We start from the raw sequence: 16,894 nt of genomic DNA on the forward strand, positions 1-16,894 counted from the left end.
GCGGACGGCATGACCGACCCAGCCCAGGACCCCACCGGAACCGACCCGGACCCCGGGACCGGGCCCGCCCCCGACCCCGGGGCCGGCCCGGCCGGCGACGGCCACTGGTTCGACGACGAGGCCGGCCCCGTCGTCCGCCCGTACGCGATGACCCGCGGCCGGACCAGCGGGACCGGCCGGCACCGCCTCGACCTGATCGCGCTGGTGGTGGCCGAGGCCGCCGAGGCCGACCCCGTGTGGGAAGCGACCCTGTCCCCGGAACACACCGACATCCTCGGGCTGTGCCGGACCAGGTCCCAGTCGGTGGCCGAGCTGGCGGCCGGACTCGACCTGCCGCTCGGCGTGGTGCGGGTGCTCATCGGCGACCTGGTCGACGACGAGCTGGTGCACGTGACCCGGCCGGTGCCACCGGCCGAACTGCCCGACGAATCCATCCTCCGTGAGGTGATCAATGGCCTTCGGGCGCTCTAGCCGCGCCGGCTCCGGCCGCCCCGGCGGACCCGCGCCGGTCGAACCGCTGACGCTGAAGATCCTCGTCGCGGGCGGCTTCGGGGTCGGCAAGACCACCCTCGTCGGCGCGGTCAGCGAGATCCGCCCGCTGCGCACCGAGGAACGCCTCTCGGAGCCCGGCCGCCCGCTGGACGACACCCGCGGGGTGGAGGGCAAGGACACCACCACCGTCGCCATGGACTTCGGCCGCATCACCCTGCGCGAGGACCTGGTGCTCTACCTCTTCGGCACCCCGGGCCAGGACCGCTTCTGGTTCCTGTGGGACGAGCTGGCCCAGGGCGCCCTGGGCGCCGTGGTGCTGGCCGACACCCGCCGGCTGGCCGACTGCTTCGCCGCGGTGGACTACTTCGAACGCCGGGGCATCGCCTTCGTGGTGGCGGTGAACTGCTTCGACGGCGCCGAACGGCACCCGGCGGAGACCGTGCGCCAGGCCCTGGACCTCGACCCGGACGTCCCGGTGGTGCTGTGCGACGCCCGGGAACGCTCCTCCGCCAAGGAGGTGCTGGCCGGGGTGGTCGAGCACGCGATGGACCTGGCCCGGGCCCGCCGGGCACCCGCCCGGGCCTGACCGGCCGCCCCGCACGGAACGCGACACGGCCCGTACCCCCGCCGACTGGGGTACGGGCCGCGCGGTGTCCCAGGAGTGTTCTCCCGCGCGCCGGGCGCGTCAAGCATGCGCGCGGCGCAGTCTTCCTACGTCCCCCGCCGGGCTCAGCGGACGGCCACGATCGCCGAACCGTGTCCGAACAGGCCCTGGTTCGCGCTCAGCCCCGCCCGGGCCCCCGGCACCTGGCGGCCGCCCGCCGTGCCGCGCAGCTGCCAGGTCAGCTCGCAGACCTGGGCGATGGCCTGCGCGGGCACCGCCTCGCCGAAGGAGGCCAGCCCACCGCTGGGGTTGACCGGGATCCGGCCGCCCAGCGCGGTGTCCCCGGCGCGCACCAGCTTGGCGCCCTCGCCCTCCCCGCACAGCCCGATGTCCTCGTACCACTCCAACTCGAGCGCGGTGGACAGGTCGTAGACCTCCGCCAGCGAGAGGTCCCCGGGGCCCAGCCCCGCCTCCTCGTACGCGGCCCGGGCCAGCGAGCCCCGGAAGCTGCCGGGCGCGGGCTCCACCGCCACCGCTGAGTCGGTGCCGATGTCCGGCAGGTCCAGCACGGTCCGCGGGTAGGTGGGGGTGATGGTGGAGACCGCCCGGATGCGCACCGGATCGGCCACCCCCCGGTAGCGGGCGAAGTCCATGCTGCACAGCACCAGCGCCGCCGCCCCGTCCGAGGTCGCGCAGATGTCCAGCAGCCGCAGCGGATCGGCCACCACCGCGGACCCGGCCACCTCCTCCGCGGTGACGGCCTTGCGGTAGCGGGCGAGCGGATTGGCCGCCCCCGCCGCCGAGTTCTTCACCTTGACCAGCGCGAAGTCCTCGGGGGTGTCGCCGTACACCGCCATCCGGCGGCGGGCGTAGAGCGCGAAGTACGCGGGATTGGTGGCGCCGAGCACCCGGAAGCGCACCCAGTCCGGGTCGTCCGGCCGGTCGCCGCCCGCCGGGGCGAAGAAGCCCTTGGGCGCCGCGTCCGCGCCGACCACCAGCACCACGTCCGCCAGCCCGGCCAGGATCTGCGCCCGGGCCGCGCCCACCGCCTGCGCCCCCGACGCGCAGGCCGCGTAGACGCTGGTCACCCGGGCGCCCTGCCAGCCCAGGGCCTGCGCGAAGGTCGCCCCGGCGACGTACCCCGGGTACCCGCCGCGCACGGTGTCCGCGCCGACCACCGAGTCCACCTCGCGCCAGGACAGCCCCGCGTCGGCCAGCGCGGCGCGCGCGGCGGCGGTGCCGTACTCGACGAAGCTGCGGCCCCACTTGCCCCACGGGTGCATCCCGGCGCCGAGCACCGCCACGTCCCGGCTCATGCCCGGACCTCCCCGGCGTCCGCCACCGGCCGGAAGCGCCAGGTGGTCCACACGGTGTCGGCGTCCTCGTTCAGCACCCCCGGCTCCACCTCCACCTCCATGCCCACGGCGAGGTCGGCCACGGTCACCCCGGGCGCGGCCTGCCCCAGGACGACCATCCGCTCGGCCGCCAGCTCCACCGCCAGCAGGGTGTACGGCTCCCACTCCGCGGCCGGGTCCGAGACGTAGGGGGCGGGCGGCCGGTAGCGCCCGTCGGTGTAGGACCACACCCGGCCCCGGCGGGACAGCGGTACCTCCGCCAACTCCCCGCCGGTACAGGTTGGATTGCGGCAGTGGGCGTCCTCGCGCGGGAAGAAGACCGCGCGGCAGGCCGTGCAGCGGGTGCCGAGCAGATGGAACTGCTCCTCACCCGATGCGCCGGTGACGTGTGTGAACCAGCCGGCCACGACTGGTGTGCGCGTGCGCGTCAAGATCCCTCCCCGGGCAGGCCACGGCGACGTTCCACCGAAACTGACGGAACGTCAGAAGTGTGCCACGGGCCGGGCTCCCGGTCAGCGGTTCTCGGCCAGCCACTTCTGCGCGATCACGGCCAACTCGGCGTCCCGGCCGGCCAGCATCATCCGGATCATCTGCGCGTCCCCCCGCAGCGACCAGGCCGGATGACCGAAGGTCGCCGGGTTGTTCCGCTCGATCAGGAAGTGCGCCGGCCAGGCCGTGCCGTACCCGATCAGCGGGAGGGCCAGGGCGTACCGCCGCCGCCCCCGGGCCAGCCCGTACGCGCTCAGCGCCAGCCCGGTCAGGGTGCCCGTCAGGTGCACCCACCGGGTCGCCGCGCGCGAGTGCATGGCGACGTAGTAGGGCCAGAACTCCTCGTAGGAGTCGAAGGTGCGCTCGTCCGCCGCCGGTTGCGCGGCTATTCGCTCTGCTGCCATGCCCCGACCGTACTGCGGCCCGCGGTCCGTGTGACCGGGACGTCGAAGTAGCTTGCGGGGTACGGCTCCGCGCGGAGCGTGAAGTGCCACCACTCCTCGGGCAGGTTGACGAAGCCCTGCGCGGCCATCGCCGAGCGCAGCAGCCGCCGGTTCGCCCGCGCCACCGGGGCGGTGCCCGGATCGTCGGTGTGGGAGCGGGGGTCGAAGAGGTCGAAGGGCGTACCCGTCTCCACCGGCCGGCCGGTGGACAGCTCCAGCAGCGTCAGGTCCACGGTGCTGCCCCGGCTGTGCCCGGACCGCGCGGCGATGTACCCCTCCGCGAAGAGCCGGGACTTGTCGACCCGCGGGTAGAACTCCGCCTTGGTCCGCTGGTCGCCGAGGTCCTGCGCCCACCGGACGAAGTGGTCCACCGCCCGCTGGGGCCGGTAGCAGTCGTACACCCCCAGCCGCAGCCCCCGGACCGCCAGCGACAGCTGCACCCGGTGCAGCGCCCGCGCCGCCGCCGGGGTCAACAGGCAGACCGGCTCCCGGTACCCGTCCACCGGCACGCCGACGAAGTTGTGCGCGGAGGCGTACCGGATGTCCTGGGCGATACCGGGGTCCACGGCGGCGAGCGGCACGAGGACGGGGGCCAGGGTGGCCGTGGCGGGCTCCGGACCGGGCGCCCGCCACGGCCCACCCGGGGCCGGCGCCGCGCCCAGCACCAGCCCGGCGGCCGCCACGGCCACCCCGGCCCGCCACCCGGTCCCGGCCCGCCACCCGGTCCCGCCCCGCCCCCGCCGTCCCCCGGAGACCCGCCCCGACCCGGGCACCCGCGCCCGCAGCGGCATCGCGGTCCACATCCATGAGAAATCCAGCCGATCCATGCCCCTTCCTCTACCATCCCCCTCGTGTCAGCACCGGTGAAGGACTCGCACTGCTCCTCCTGCGGAGCCCCCTACCCGACCGCGGCCGGCTGGCCCCGCCAGTGCCCGGGCTGCGGCGCCACCGCCTACCGCAACCCGCTCCCGGTGGCGGTGTGCCTGCTGCCGGTGACCGGCACGGACACCGGCACGGGGCTGGTGGTCATCACCCGCACGATCGAACCGGCCCGCGGCGGCACCGCCCTGCCCGGCGGGTTCATCGACCACGGCGAGGACTGGCGCACGGCCGTGGTCCGCGAACTGCGCGAGGAGACCGGCATCACCGCCCCGGCCGAGCAGGTCCGGCTCGCCGACGCGCTCAGCTCCCCGGCCGGGCACCTGCTCCTGTTCGGCCTGCTGCCGGCCCGGCCCGTGGCCGAACTCCCGCCGCCGGTACCGACCTCGGAGACCACCGGCTGGCAGGTGCTGCCCGCCGCCGCCCCGCTGGCCTTCCCGCTGCACACCACCGCCGCCGCCAACTGGTTCGGGGGCCAGTACGGTTGAGCCGTCCCGCCCGGGACGCCCGCGCGGCAGCGGGCCGACGCACCGACGAGAGGCGCACCGCAGGCATGGCCGTCATCCACCGCACCACCATGACCCCGACCAAGCTGGAACTGCTCACCGCCTGGCTGCCCGGCCGACCCTGGTACCGGGGCGGTGCGGCGGGCGTACCCGAGCTGGCCAAGGCCGGGGGCTTCCGGCTGGACGACCCGGCGGGGGAGGTGGGCATCGAGCTCATGGTGGTCACCGACGGAAGCGGTGCGGAGCCGGTCGCGTACCAGGTCCCGGTCACCTACCGGGGCGCGCCGCTCGCCGGGGCCGAGGCGGGGCTGATCGGGACCTCCGAGCACGGCGTGCTCGGCACCCGCTGGATCTACGACGCCGCCCACGACCCGGTCTTCGTCGCCCAGGCCCTCGCCCTCCTCGACGGCCGCGCCACCGCCCAGGACCAGAACGAGTCAGGCGTCCCCGCCGCCGGCGTCGTCGTCCACCGCCCCGCCGCGCTGCCCACCCCCACCGTCCCGCCGGCCGTCACGGACACCCCCGAGGGCACCGAAGTGGCCCTCACCGACCACGACTCCCTCACCGTCCTCCGCCACCTGACCCCCCACACCCACCCCACCGAGCACTCCCCAGAAGTCCTCGCCCCCCACACCCTCCCCGACACCACCCCCATCACCGCCCAGGTCCTCACCCTGACCAGGCCCTGACGATGCCGGCCCCCGGGCCTAGGTCATGCCGAGCCTGGGGCCCGGGGACGGCAATCCAGCCCCGCCGGCGTTTGAGGCGCGGGGTCCGGGGCAGCGCCCCGAAACCACCCACCGGCCCGCGCGCGCCCACCAGGCGGCACCGGGCGCAGACCGGACCGAGACGGGCCGGGGCCCGGACCGGGCCCAGCCAGACCGGGCGCAGCACCGGTGCAGCCGGGCCGGGTGCAAAGGGCCCCGCCTACACCCCCCGCACCCGCACCGGCACCCCCACCTCCCCACCCCCGTCCCGCTCCACCACGACCTGCCCCCCGACCCACCGCACCGTGAACCGCTCCACCTCCGGCACGCCGAAGCCGTCCGTCGTGTCCCGCACCACCAGCCCGCTCCCGGTCCGCCCCAGCGCCGGCGCCCACACCTCCAGCTCCCACCCCGCCGCCCCGGCCACCGGCACCACCGACCCGGCCCGCGCCAGCACCGGCGTACGGCCGACCGGGGCGTCCAGCAGGACCTGGCCCGGCCCCTGGTACGCCGTACCCGTCGCCGTGTCGTACCAGCGTCCGCGCGGCAGCCGGACCGCCCGCCGGTCCGCACCCGGCTCCAGCACCGGTGCCACCAGCAGCGCGTCCCCCAGCAGGAACGCGTCCTCGCAGTCCCGCAGCCCCCGGTCCTCCGGCGCGCCCCACCACAGCGGCCGGACGTACGGCGCCCCGGTCCGCCGCGCCAGGTGCGCCAGCGTCATGAAGTACGGCCGCAGCCGCTCGCGTTCGGCCAGCGCGGCCCGCGCGTGCGCCAGCACCTCCGGGCCGAACTCCCACGGCTCCCGCCGCCCCGCCCAGATCGCCGAGTGCGTACGGAAGAACGGCAGGTAGGAGCCCAGCTGGAACCACCGCAGGTACAGCTCGGGGGAGGGCGAGCCGCCGAAGCCGCCCACGTCCGGCCCCGAGTACGGCACCCCGCACAGCCCCAGCCCCAGGACCAGTGCCAGCGAGGCCCGCAGCCCCGGCCAGCCGGTCTCCACGTCCCCCGACCAGGTCCCGCCGTACCGCTGCATCCCCGCCCAGCCGGACCGGGAGAAGAGGAAGGGCCGTTCCGCCGGCCGCAGCCGGACCAGCCCCTCGTATCCCGCCCGGGCCATCCCGAGCGCGTAGACGTTGTGCGCCTCCCGGTGGTCGCCGCCCGCCCCCTCCAGGGCGTGCCGGGCCGACCGCGGCAGTGTCATGTCCCCGAACGGCCGGAAGGACACCGGTTCGTTCATGTCGTGCCACACCCCCGAGAAGCCCTGCGCCAGGCGCTCCGCGTACAGCCCGCCCCACCACTCCCGGGCCGCCGGGTCCGTGAAGTCCGGGTACACGCAGTCGCCCGGCCACACCACCCCGCGCACCTCCTGCCCCCGGGCGTCCTTGACGAAGGCCCCGGCCGCCCGCCCCGACCGGCACACCGGATCCGAGTCGTCCGCGGTCACCGCCGGGTCCACGATGGACACCAGCCGCACCCCCCGCTCCCGCAACTCCGCGGCCAGTCCGGGCAGATCGGGGAAGTGCTCCCGGTCGACGGTGAAGACCCGGTGCCCGTCGTAGTGGTCGATGTCCAGGTGCAGGGCGGACAGCGGCAGCTCCCGCTCCCGGTACCCGTCGGCCACCCGGCGCACCTCCCGCTCGCTGCCGAACCCCCAGCGCGCGTGCTGGTACCCCAGCGCCCAGGCCGGCGGCACCGCGGGCGCGCCCGTCAGCGCGGCCCAGCCCGCCAGCACCCGCGCGGGCGTGCCCACCAGCACCCAGGCCCGCAACGGCCCGCCCTCCATGCGCAGTTCGGACTGCCCCGGCCGGTCCTGCCCGGAGCCGGCGCCCTCCTCGCCCTCGCGCAGGGTCACCCGGCCGTCCCAGGAGTTGTCGTGGAAGACCAGGTGCGTGCCGACGTCGGCGACCACCAGCTGCACCGGCATGGTGATGTACAGCGGGTCGTCCCCGGGACCGAAGCCGCCCCGGGGGTCGGAGTTCCACAGCCGGTAGGAGCCGTCCCGCAGCCGCGGGCCGTCGGCCCGGCCGCCCAGCCCGAAGAACCGCGCGTCGGCGGCGACCTCGGCCCGCTGGAGCCAGCGCGGCCCGCCCGTCCGGACCGCCCCGCGGCCCCCCACCGCCCGGTCCGGCCCTCCCGACCCGTCCGTGCCGTCGTTCCCGTCAGCGCCGTCCGTCCTGCTCGCGCCGTCCGCGCCGTCCGTCCCGGACACCGGCTCCCACCAGCGCGGCGGCAGCTCCCGGCGGAGCAGGGCGCCGCCCGGAGTGCGCACCTCCAGCGCGCCGTTGCGCGAGACGCACACCGTCACCCGCTCCGAGACCACCCGCCAGCCGCCGTCCTTGTCCGGCTCCAGCACCGCCCGCGGGTCCGGCTCCGGCTCCCCGCCCGCCAGCGCGTACGAGGGCGCCGGCCCGGCCCCGTCCCAGCCCCAGAACACCGCCCCGCCGGCCGCGACCAGCACCCGCAGCTCGGACCGCGCGAACCGCACCAGACCGCCGCCCGGACGGGGCTCGGCGCCCGTGAGCGCCCCCGGCACCCGGGCGCGCTCCGCACCCCGGGCCGGCAGCAGCGCGGCGTCGGCCCGGTCGTGGCGCCAGGCCGCGCGCCAGGCGCGCAGACCGCGCGCCGAGCCCACGTCTTTCACGGTTCGTACGAGATCACGAGCGTTCATGCTGCTCAGCCTGCCATCGGACGCCGTCCGCGAGGGCCCCGTTCAACTGGCGTTCACCCACATCCGGGACCTGCCGCCGCTGTGTCCGACCGCTCTGGTGCGGATGTCGATCACGTGGCATGGTCCCAGTGAGCCTCCGCGCACCACCCTCCGCGCGGTGGCACCGTACGCACACCACGCGCCAGCCGCCGACCGACCGGGAGCCAGACCCATGACCTCAGCCACTCCGCAGCCCGCGCCCCTGTGGCAGCCGAGCCCGGAGCGGATCGCCGCCGCCCGGATCACGGCCTTCCAGAGCTGGGCCGCCGAGCGGTTCGGGGCGCCCGCCGAGGGCGGGTACGCCGCACTGCACCGCTGGTCGGTGACGGAGCTGGACACCTTCTGGCAGGCCGTCGCCGAATGGTTCGACGTCCGCTTCGGCACCCCGTACGAGACGGTCCTGGGCGACCGCGCGATGCCGGGGGCCCAGTGGTTCCCGGGCGCCACCCTCAACTACGCCGAGCACGCCCTGCGCGCCGCCGAGGACCCGGCCCGCGCCGACGAGGCCGCCCTGCTGTACGTGGACGAGACCCACGAGACCGTGCCGGTGGCCTGGGGCGAGCTGCGCCGCCAGGTCGGCGCCCTCGCGGCCCGGCTGCGGGAGCTGGGCGTCCGCCCCGGCGACCGGGTCAGCGGCTACCTGCCCAACATCCCCGAGGCCGTCACCGCCCTGCTCGCCACCGCCGCGGTCGGCGCCGTCTGGACCTCCTGCGCGCCCGACTTCGGCGCCCGCAGCGTGCTGGACCGCTTCCAGCAGGTGGAGCCGGTGGTGCTGTTCACCGTCGACGGCTACCGCTACGGCGGCAAGGAGCACGACCGCCGGGACACCGTCGCCGAGCTGCGCGCCGAGCTGCCCTCACTGCGCGCCGTGGTGCACATCCCGCTGCTGGGCACCGCCGCCCCCGAGGGCGCCCTCGAGTGGTCCGAGCTGACCGCCGGCACCGCCGAGCCGGTCTTCGAGCAGGTGCCCTTCGACCACCCGCTGTGGGTGCTCTACTCCTCGGGCACCACCGGTCTGCCGAAGGCGATCGTCCAGTCCCAGGGCGGCATCCTCCTCGAACACCTCAAGCAGCTCGGCCTGCACTGCGACCTGGGCCCCGAGGACCGCTTCTTCTGGTACACCTCCACCGGCTGGATGATGTGGAACTTCCTCGTCTCCGGCCTGCTCACCGGCACCACCGTGGTCCTCTACGACGGCAGCCCCGGCTACCCGGACACCGGCGCCCAGTGGCGGATCGCCGAGCGCACCCGCGCCACCCTCTACGGCACCTCCGCGGCGTACGTGATGGCCTGCCGGAAGGCGGAGGTGCACCCGGCGCGGGACTTCGACCTCTCTGCAGTCAAGTGCGTGGCCACCACCGGCTCCCCGCTGCCGCCCGACGGTTTCCGCTGGCTGCACGACGAGGTGGCCGATGACCTGTGGATCGCCTCCGTGAGCGGCGGCACGGACGTGTGCAGCTGCTTCGCGGGCGCGGTGCCCACCCTGCCGGTGCACATCGGCGAGCTCCAGGCCCCCTGCCTGGGCACCGACCTGCAGTCCTGGGACCCGGCCGGCAAGCCGCTGACCGGCGAGGTCGGCGAGCTGGTGGTCACCAACCCGATGCCGTCGATGCCGGTGTACTTCTGGAACGACCCGGACGGCAGCCGCTACCACGACAGCTACTTCGAGATGTTCCCGGGCGTCTGGCGGCACGGCGACTGGATCACGCTGACCGACCGCGGCTCCGTGGTCATCCACGGCCGCTCGGACTCGACCCTCAACCGGCAGGGCGTCCGGATGGGTTCCGCCGACATCTACGAGGCCGTCGAGCGCCTTCCGGAGATCAAGGAGTCCCTGGTCATCGGCCTGGAGGAGGCGGACGGCGGGTACTGGATGCCGCTCTTCGTCCACCTCGTGCCGGGCGCCGAACTGGACGACGCGCTGCGCGAGAAGATCAAGCGCACCATCCGCGCCGAGCTCTCCCCGCGGCACGTCCCCGACGAGGTCATCGAGGTCCCGGGCGTCCCGCACACCCTGACGGGCAAGCGCATCGAGGTGCCGGTCAAGCGCCTCCTCCAGGGCACCCCCCTGGACAAGGCCGTCAACGCGGGCTCGGTGGACGACCTCGGGCTGCTGCGCTTCTACGAGGAGCTGGCCCGCACCCGCAAGCAGGCCTGACCCGGCCGGGCCGGTCCCTGCGGACCGGCCCGGCACCCACCGGGACGGGACCGCCCGCGGCCGCCGGCCCTCAGCCGCCGTACGTCGCCTCGGAGTCGCCGAGCACCCCGGCGAAGTCCGCCGCCAGCCGCACCGCGTCGGCCTCCGGCAGCAGCGCGCTGGTGATCCGCACGGCCGGGGCGCCCTCGATCCGGAAGCGCTGCCCGGCCGCCACCCACCAGCCGTGCGTGCGCAGCCCGTTGACCACCGCCGACTCGTCGCGCACCGGCACCCACACATTGAGCCCGCTGCGGCCGTGGGCGGCGATCCCGTACCGGGCCAGCGCCCCGATCAGCGCCTCGCGCCGCGCGGTGTACGCCCGTCCGGCCCCGGCGATGAGCACCTGGGCCGTGGCGTCCGCCAGCAGCCGGGCCGCCGTCTCCTGGAGGACGTGGCTCACCCACCCCGAGGTGAGCAGCAGCCGGCCGTCGTGCCGGGCCAGCGTGGTCGGGTCGCAGGCCACGGCCGCCCAGCGCAGGTCGATGCCCAGGCTCTTCGAGGCCGTACGGATCTGCGCCCACCGGGGCAGCCCGCCGGTGACCAGCGCATGCAGGGGCACCCCCGCGATATCGGCGTTGTGGTCGTCCTCGATCACCAGCACCTCGGGGAACCCGGCCAGCACGGCCAGCAGTTCGGCCCGCCGGCCCGCCGTGAAGCGGGCCCCGGTCGGGCTCTGGCCGCGCGGGCTGCACACCAGCGCCCGGGCCCCGGCCCGCAGCGCCCGCGCCAGCTCCTGGGGCCGGATCCCCTCGTCGTCCACCGCCACCGGGAGCATCCGCAGCCCGAGGGCCGGCACCAGGTCGAGCAGGTGGTGGAAGCCCGGGTCCTCCACGGCCACGCTGTCGCCCGGCTTGAGCTCGGTGGCCAGCAGCCTGGAGATGCAGTCCAGCGCGCCGTGCGAGAAGGTCAGTGCGTCGGCCGGCACCCCGTCCCGCTCGAACCAGGCCCGCGACAGCTCCTCGAGCGCGGGCAGCCGTGGACTGCCCCGGTGCGAGCCCTGGACGGGTGCCACCTCGGCCGGGGGAGCGAGCACCGGCAGGAAGGCCGGGTCGGGATAGCCGCCGGCCAGGTCGACCACGCCCTGCGGCACCCGCGGTGGCCGGCGGGAGCCCACCGCCGGCACGTGCGCGACGACCGTGCCGCCGCGGCCGCGGGTCACCACGATGCCGCGCTGGCGCAGCTCCTTGTACGCGGTGGCGACGGTGCCCGGGCTGACCCCGAGGTCGTCGGCCAGCCGGCGCACCGGGGGCAGCGCCGAACCGGGCCCGAGGCCCCCCTCGGTCACCGCGCGCTCGACGGACGCCGCAATCTCCCTGGCGGTCGTCCCAGTGAAGGAATATTGTGTCACCACGTACCACAGTATGTATTGATACATAACTCACGTCAAGGGGGAACCGTGAGCCTGCTGTCCCGGGGCACCGACCTGATCGCCCGCACACCCGGCGGACCCGACGGCCGCCGCGTCCTCGCCGTCTCCTTCGTCGACAAGGTCGGCACCGGCCTGTGGACCACCGCGGCCGTCCTCTACTTCTCCACCGTCGCCGGCCTCGGCATCGCCCAGGTCGGCACCCTGATCGCGGTCTCCTCTGGCATCGGCATGGCCGGCGCCCCGCTCGCCGGCCGCCTCGCCGACCGGATGCCGCTGCTGCGCCTGCTGACCCTGCTCCAGCTCGCCCGCACCGCCGCCGCCCTCGCCCTCCTCACCAGCCGGGAGTTCTGGCCGCTGCTCGCCTACTCCGCCCTCGGCTCGCTCGCCGACCGCGGCAGCAACGTCACCGGCAAGCTCTACGCGGCCCGCATCAGCGGCCCCGACCGGGTCCGCTTCCAGGCCATCAACCGCACCGCCATGAACCTCGGCTACGCGGCCGGCGGCCTCGCCGCGGCCGGCGCCCTCGCCGTCGGCACCCTCACGGCCTACCGCGTCCTGCTGATCGGCGACGCGCTCTCCTACCTCGGCATGGCGCTCATCTACCTGCGCTGCGCCGAACCGGCCGGCCCCTCCCGCGTGGTCACCGCCGGGTCCACCGGCGCCGGCCCCGCCGCCGCCCCCGCCGACGCCCCGCGCAGCCCCTGGCGCGACCGCACCTACCTGCTCTTCGCCCTCACCGAGGCCGTGCTCTTCCTCGACGACGCCATCTTCAAGGTCGGCATCCCGCTCTGGGTCGTGCACACCACCGACGCCCCGCCCGGCCTCGTCCCCCTGCTGATGGTGCTCAACAACGTCCTGGTCGTCTGCTTCCAGGTCCCGCTGGCCCGCTTCGGCACCACCGCCCCGGCCGCCCGCGGACTGCTCCGGCCGCTCGCCGCCTGCTACGCCCTCGGCTGCCTCGCCATGACCGCCTCGGCCTACGGCGGCACCTGGACGGCCGCGGTCTTCCTCACCCTCGCCGCCACCGCCCTGACCCTCGCCGAGATGCTGCACGCCACCGCCTCCTGGGAGCTCTCCCTGGCCCTCGCGCCGGAACACTCCCAGGGCGCCTACCTCGGCGTGCACGGTCTGGCCTCCTCCGCCCAGCGCAGCGCCGGCCCCCTGGTCGTCACCGTCGCGGTCGCCGCCGGCCCCCTCGCCTGGGCCGCCGTCGGCGCCGCCCTCGCCCTCACGAGCTTCGGCCAGCACCGCCTGGTGGGCCCCCGCACCACCCCGCGCACCGCCCCCGACGCCCCCGGCCCCGTCACGATGTCAGTACCCCCGGTTACGGTGAGTGAGCACTGACCACCGTCGCCGTTGGGGGGAACCATGGCGTACACCAAGCACCCCGGAAGCCTGCGCCGCAGCCTGCGCCGCGAAGTCCCGAGCACCGTCGGCCTGCTCGCCGACCCCGAGGACTTCGCGGCCATGGCCCGCTATCCCAGCTTTCCGTTCGAGGACCATCAGACCTATCTCCGGCAGGTCGAAGGACTCCTCAGATCACTCGCCGCCCAGGGCATCCACACCACCCTCACGCTCTTCGACCCCGAGGAGTTCGACTCCTACTGCACCGAGAGCGGGCTCGACCCCGACTCGGCCGCGGCCCGCACCCGCTTCACCGCCGAGGTCGCCGGCACCGGAGCGGGCCTGCCCTACGACGGCCGCCCCCTGTCCGAGCTCGTCCCCCTGATCGTCGACGAGACCGTCCGCCAGGCCACCTGGGAGTACGCCACCCTCCTCCTGGCCGGACTCGGCCCCTGCGCCGACTGCGGCGAGGACATCGGCCACGGCTCCTTCGAGCGGGCCACCCGCATTCTGCGGGACCTCGTCGACCGCGCCGGTCCCGGCGCCCACCACCTCGTGTGCAGCGTCCCGGCCGACGACGAACAGCTCACCGCCGTGCTGCACGCCCAGAGCCCGGCCCCCGGCCGGCCCGCCCGGCCCGACGGCCGCGACGGACTGGACTTCGTCACCGTCCTGGCCGCCGGCCTCGCCCTGCGCGGCCCCGGCGGACTGGTCCTGCGCACCATGCACCCAGGCGACCCCGACCGGGTGCACGCCTGGCGCCTCGACGCCGGCCGGGTCCGCCCGCTGACCGCCGCCGAGGTCTTCGACGCCTACTGCACCGACGCCGAGACCGGCGAACCGGTCCCGCCCGAGCCCGGCGTCGAACACCTCCCCGGCTTCCCGGTGGACGACTCACCACCGCACCGCCCGGGGGAGGACTGAGCAGGGGACGACGAAGGGGCTCCCCGCCGTCCGGCCGGGAGCCCCTTCTCACGTCACTGCGTCACACGCACACGGCGCGCGCCGGCGATCACTCGCCGGACAGCACCGCCTGCGCCGCCACCCGCGCCTCGTCGGCCGAGTCCGCCGCCCGGGCCGCCGCGGCGGCCCGCTCGCACTGGGCCAGCGTGTACTTCGCCAGCGTCGCGCGCACGTACGGGATCGACGCCGCACCCATGGACAGGCTGGTCACGCCCAGCCCCGTCAGGACGCACGCCAGCAGCGGGTCGGAAGCCGCCTCGCCACAGACGCCGCAGCTCTTGCCCTCCGCCTTGGCGGCCTCGGCCGACATCGCGATCAGGTCGAGCAGCGCCGGCTGCCACGGGTCCTGCAGCCGGGACACCGCACCGACCTGCCGGTCCGCGGCGAAGGCGTACTGCGCCAGGTCGTTGGTACCCAGCGACAGGAACTCCACCTCCTGCAGGATCGAGCGGGCCCGCAGCGCGGCGGAGGGGATCTCCACCATCGCACCGAACTTCGCCTGCAGCCCCGCCTCGCGGCAGGCGTCGGCGAAGGCCTTGGCGTCCGCGCGGTCGGCCACCATCGGCGCCATGACCTCGAGGTAGACCGGCAGCCCCTCGGCCGCCTTGGCCAGCGCGGTCAGCTGGGTCCGCAGCACCTCGGGGTGGTCCAGCAGGCTCCGCAGACCGCGCACGCCCAGCGCCGGGTTCGGCTCGTCGCCCGGCGTCAGGAAGTCCAGCGGCTTGTCGGCGCCCGCGTCGAGCACCCGGACCACCACCCGGCCCTCGGGGAAGGCCTCGAGCACCTTGCGGTAGGACTCGATCTGCTTCTCCTCGGACGGCGCCTTCTTGCTGTCGTCCAGGAAAAGGAACTCGGTGCGGAACAGCCCGACGCCCTCGGCGCCCGCCTCCACGGCCGCCGGCACGTCCGCCGGACCGCCCACGTTCGCGAGCAGCGGCACCTTGTGCCCGTCGGAGGTGGCACCGGGACCGGAGGAGGCCGCCAGCGCGGCCTTCCGCTCGGCTGCCGCAGCCTCCAGCTCGGCCCGCTTCTCGGGGCTCGGCTCCACGAAGATGTCACCGGTGCTGCCGTCCACGGCCACGACCGTACCCTCGGCCAGCTCACCGGCACCCGGCAGCGCGACCACGGCCGGCACGCCCAGGGCGCGCGCCAGGATGGCGCTGTGGCTGGTCGGCCCGCCCTCCTCGGTCACGAAGCCCAGCACCAGCGCCGGGTCGAGCAGCGCGGTGTCCGCCGGCGCCAGGTCCCGGGCGATGAGCACGTACGGCTCGTCGCTGTCCGGCACACCCGGCATCGGCACGCCCAGCAGCCGGGCGACGATGCGGTTGCGCACGTCATCGAGGTCGGCCACCCGGCCGGCCATGTACTCGCCGGCACCGGCCAGCAGCTCGCGGTAGGAGGCGAAGGCGTCGTAGACGCCGCGCTCGGCGGTGCTGCCGACGGCGATCCGCCGGTCGACGTCCGCCATCAGCTCGGGGTCCTGCGCCATCATGGCCTGGGCCTCGAGCACGTGCTGGGCCTCGCCACCGGCCAGCTGCCCGCGGGCGATCAGGTCGGCCGCCACGGCGTCCACGGCCTTGCGGGCGCGCCCCTGCTCGCGCTCCGCGTCCTCCGCGGGGATCTGCTTGGCCGGCGGCTCCAGAACCGCCGTGCCCATGTGCCGAACTTCGCCGATCGCCACACCGTGGCTCACGCCGACGCCTCGCAGCGTTGTCTCCATCTCACCCGTCTCCGATTGTGCGGCGGTCGCGTCCGCCACGATGAATGTCCGAGCCGCCTGTGCGGCGGAAGCCGATGTCAGGCCCAGTTGAAGAGCGAGTCCCCGGCCTTCACTTCGCCCTCGGCCAGCTCCGACAGGGCGTCCGCGGAAGCCTCCAGAGCCACGATCGGGCAGATCGGGGACTTGCCGGCCGCCTCGACGTCGGCCGGGTTCCAGCGCACGACCGCCTGACCGCGGGTGACGGTGTCGCCCTTGTTCACAAGGAGCTCGAAGCCCTGGCCGTTGAGCTGGACGGTGTCGATCCCGAGGTGGGTCAGCACACCGTGGCCGTTGCCGTCGACCACCACGAACGCGTGCGGGTGCAGGGAGACGATGACGCCGTCGACCGGCGCGACCGCCTCCGAGGGCTCGCGTACGGGGTCGATGGCGGTACCCGGACCCACCATCGCGCCGGAGAACACCGGGTCGGGCACTGCCGCGAGTCCGATGGCGGTCCCGGCAAGAGGGGACGTCACGGTGGTCATGGATGGCCTCCCAGGGGTGGGGCTTCGTCGTGTCGTCGTCACTACGTGTGTGCGAACGACCTACTGTTGAGAAGGGTATGTCATAAGAAGTCCGGGTTCGCTTCGGTATTAGTCCCTACCTGGGCTGGCCCTTGGACCCGGAGACTAGTGGACTAGACCGGTGGACTAGACCACAAGTCGGCACCGATTTGCCTGGCCCCTGGGCGAGCTGTACTGTCGTAAGTCCTGCCCGACCGGCCACGTGAACTTCGCGTGAACGACAGAGGCGGGCACCCCCCTTATCAAGTCGATCCGATCTCGATCTTTCGGCGCGCCCCGCATGCAAGCGGAGCGAGTGGTCAGAGCGAAGGAAAAACGCTGATACGGTTGGGGAACGCCGAAAGGGAATAGCCGCGAAAGCGAGCTGGAACCGGAAAGCACCGAGGAAATCGGATCGAAAAGGTCTGATAGAGTCGGAAACGCAAGAACGAAGGAAGCGCCCGGAGGGCCCGGAAACGGGAACAAAGGAAGCGTCCGCACCTTGAGAACTCAACAGCGTGCCAAAAATCAACGCCAGAAGTTGATACCCCGACTCACTTCGGTGAGTTGAGGTTCC

Annotated in this window: 15 protein-coding genes; 7 read left to right on the forward strand and 8 right to left on the reverse strand. The window is 74.7% G+C overall.

Going from position 1 to position 16,894, the window contains the following annotated elements; all coding sequences use genetic code 11:
• Positions 1-9 precede the first annotated feature (9 nt).
• On the forward strand, positions 10-471 hold the full coding sequence (locus AB0O40_RS30250) for a DUF742 domain-containing protein (RefSeq protein WP_365048321.1): 462 nt from the start codon (positions 10-12) through the stop codon (positions 469-471).
• Positions 452-1,078 (forward strand): ATP/GTP-binding protein, encoded by a 627-nt coding sequence (locus AB0O40_RS30255; RefSeq protein ID WP_365048323.1) that lies wholly within the window; start codon positions 452-454, stop codon positions 1,076-1,078. The genes AB0O40_RS30250 and AB0O40_RS30255 overlap by 20 nt, the downstream gene beginning before the upstream one ends.
• 143 nt (positions 1,079-1,221) lie before the next feature.
• Here the strand turns inward: AB0O40_RS30255 and AB0O40_RS30260 are convergent, their stop codons facing one another.
• From AB0O40_RS30260 to AB0O40_RS30275, 4 genes are all read right to left on the reverse strand, one after another.
• Positions 1,222-2,412: a lipid-transfer protein gene (locus tag AB0O40_RS30260; protein ID WP_365048325.1), complete on the reverse strand. Its 1,191-nt coding sequence runs from the start codon at positions 2,410-2,412 to the stop codon at positions 1,222-1,224.
• Positions 2,409-2,882 (reverse strand): zinc ribbon domain-containing protein, encoded by a 474-nt coding sequence (locus AB0O40_RS30265; RefSeq protein WP_365048326.1) that lies wholly within the window; start codon positions 2,880-2,882, stop codon positions 2,409-2,411. Before AB0O40_RS30265 ends, AB0O40_RS30260 begins: the two co-directional genes overlap by 4 nt.
• Before the next feature lie 81 nt (positions 2,883-2,963).
• Positions 2,964-3,344, reverse strand: a complete 381-nt coding sequence (locus AB0O40_RS30270; RefSeq protein WP_365048328.1) for a DUF962 domain-containing protein — start codon at positions 3,342-3,344, stop codon at positions 2,964-2,966.
• A complete protein-coding gene (locus AB0O40_RS30275; RefSeq protein WP_365048330.1) occupies positions 3,326-4,210 on the reverse strand; it encodes a M15 family metallopeptidase in 885 nt (294 codons plus the stop codon). The genes AB0O40_RS30270 and AB0O40_RS30275 overlap by 19 nt, the downstream gene beginning before the upstream one ends.
• 24 nt (positions 4,211-4,234) lie before the next feature.
• On the opposite strand from AB0O40_RS30275, the gene AB0O40_RS30280 reads away from it, so the two are divergent.
• Both AB0O40_RS30280 and AB0O40_RS30285 read left to right on the forward strand, forming a co-directional pair.
• Entirely contained in the window at positions 4,235-4,750 is a 516-nt protein-coding gene (locus tag AB0O40_RS30280; RefSeq protein WP_365048332.1) for an NUDIX domain-containing protein, read from the forward strand.
• A 65-nt stretch (positions 4,751-4,815) separates the two neighbouring features.
• On the forward strand, positions 4,816-5,457 hold the full coding sequence (locus AB0O40_RS30285) for a 1,4-alpha-glucan branching protein (RefSeq protein WP_365048334.1): 642 nt from the start codon (positions 4,816-4,818) through the stop codon (positions 5,455-5,457).
• A gap of 238 nt (positions 5,458-5,695) precedes the next feature.
• Here the strand turns inward: AB0O40_RS30285 and AB0O40_RS30290 are convergent, their stop codons facing one another.
• Positions 5,696-8,143, reverse strand: a complete 2,448-nt coding sequence (locus AB0O40_RS30290) for a glycoside hydrolase family 31 protein (RefSeq protein WP_365048335.1) — start codon at positions 8,141-8,143, stop codon at positions 5,696-5,698.
• Between the two features lie 211 nt (positions 8,144-8,354).
• Between AB0O40_RS30290 and AB0O40_RS30295 the strand changes: the two genes are divergently transcribed.
• Positions 8,355-10,340 carry an acetoacetate--CoA ligase gene (locus AB0O40_RS30295; protein ID WP_365048337.1) on the forward strand — a complete coding sequence of 662 codons (1,986 nt, stop codon included), beginning with the start codon at positions 8,355-8,357 and terminating at the stop codon, positions 10,338-10,340.
• 70 nt (positions 10,341-10,410) lie between these two features.
• On the opposite strand, the gene AB0O40_RS30300 is transcribed toward AB0O40_RS30295, so the two are convergent.
• Entirely contained in the window at positions 10,411-11,754 is a 1,344-nt protein-coding gene (locus AB0O40_RS30300; protein ID WP_365048339.1) for an aminotransferase class I/II-fold pyridoxal phosphate-dependent enzyme, read from the reverse strand.
• Between the two features lie 21 nt (positions 11,755-11,775).
• On the opposite strand from AB0O40_RS30300, the gene AB0O40_RS30305 reads away from it, so the two are divergent.
• Positions 11,776-13,092, forward strand: a complete 1,317-nt coding sequence (locus tag AB0O40_RS30305; protein WP_365048341.1) for an MFS transporter — start codon at positions 11,776-11,778, stop codon at positions 13,090-13,092.
• 24 nt (positions 13,093-13,116) lie between these two features.
• Positions 13,117-14,016 carry a hypothetical protein gene (locus AB0O40_RS30310; RefSeq protein WP_365048343.1) on the forward strand — a complete coding sequence of 300 codons (900 nt, stop codon included), beginning with the start codon at positions 13,117-13,119 and terminating at the stop codon, positions 14,014-14,016.
• Positions 14,017-14,104: 88 nt separating this feature from the next.
• Here the strand turns inward: AB0O40_RS30310 and ptsP are convergent, their stop codons facing one another.
• A complete protein-coding gene (gene ptsP / locus AB0O40_RS30315) occupies positions 14,105-15,775 on the reverse strand; it encodes a phosphoenolpyruvate--protein phosphotransferase (RefSeq protein WP_365048345.1) in 1,671 nt (556 codons plus the stop codon).
• A 77-nt stretch (positions 15,776-15,852) separates the two neighbouring features.
• Positions 15,853-16,299, reverse strand: coding sequence for a PTS glucose transporter subunit IIA (locus AB0O40_RS30320; protein WP_365048347.1), 447 nt, complete (start codon positions 16,297-16,299; stop codon positions 15,853-15,855).
• Positions 16,300-16,894 lie beyond the last annotated feature (595 nt).

It is taken from the genome of Streptomyces sp. NPDC089919 (assembly GCF_040684615.1).
Taxonomy (GTDB): domain Bacteria; phylum Actinomycetota; class Actinomycetes; order Streptomycetales; family Streptomycetaceae; genus Streptomyces.

What these genes read in the sequence shown, in the direction of transcription:
- AB0O40_RS30250 (WP_365048321.1), top strand. Translation starts at nt 10, where the DNA reads ATGACCGACCCAGCCCAGGACCCCACCGGAACCGACCCGGACCCCGGG.
- AB0O40_RS30255 (WP_365048323.1), top strand. Translation starts at nt 452, where the DNA reads ATGGCCTTCGGGCGCTCTAGCCGCGCCGGCTCCGGCCGCCCCGGCGGA.
- AB0O40_RS30260 (WP_365048325.1), bottom strand. Translation starts at nt 2,412, where the DNA reads ATGAGCCGGGACGTGGCGGTGCTCGGCGCCGGGATGCACCCGTGGGGC.
- AB0O40_RS30270 (WP_365048328.1), bottom strand. Translation starts at nt 3,344, where the DNA reads ATGGCAGCAGAGCGAATAGCCGCGCAACCGGCGGCGGACGAGCGCACC.
- AB0O40_RS30275 (WP_365048330.1), bottom strand. Translation starts at nt 4,210, where the DNA reads ATGGATCGGCTGGATTTCTCATGGATGTGGACCGCGATGCCGCTGCGG.
- AB0O40_RS30285 (WP_365048334.1), top strand. Translation starts at nt 4,816, where the DNA reads ATGGCCGTCATCCACCGCACCACCATGACCCCGACCAAGCTGGAACTG.
- AB0O40_RS30290 (WP_365048335.1), bottom strand. Translation starts at nt 8,143, where the DNA reads ATGAACGCTCGTGATCTCGTACGAACCGTGAAAGACGTGGGCTCGGCG.
- AB0O40_RS30295 (WP_365048337.1), top strand. Translation starts at nt 8,355, where the DNA reads ATGACCTCAGCCACTCCGCAGCCCGCGCCCCTGTGGCAGCCGAGCCCG.
- AB0O40_RS30300 (WP_365048339.1), bottom strand. Translation starts at nt 11,754, where the DNA reads ATGTATCAATACATACTGTGGTACGTGGTGACACAATATTCCTTCACT.
- AB0O40_RS30310 (WP_365048343.1), top strand. Translation starts at nt 13,117, where the DNA reads ATGGCGTACACCAAGCACCCCGGAAGCCTGCGCCGCAGCCTGCGCCGC.
- ptsP (WP_365048345.1), bottom strand. Translation starts at nt 15,775, where the DNA reads ATGGAGACAACGCTGCGAGGCGTCGGCGTGAGCCACGGTGTGGCGATC.
- AB0O40_RS30320 (WP_365048347.1), bottom strand. Translation starts at nt 16,299, where the DNA reads ATGACCACCGTGACGTCCCCTCTTGCCGGGACCGCCATCGGACTCGCG.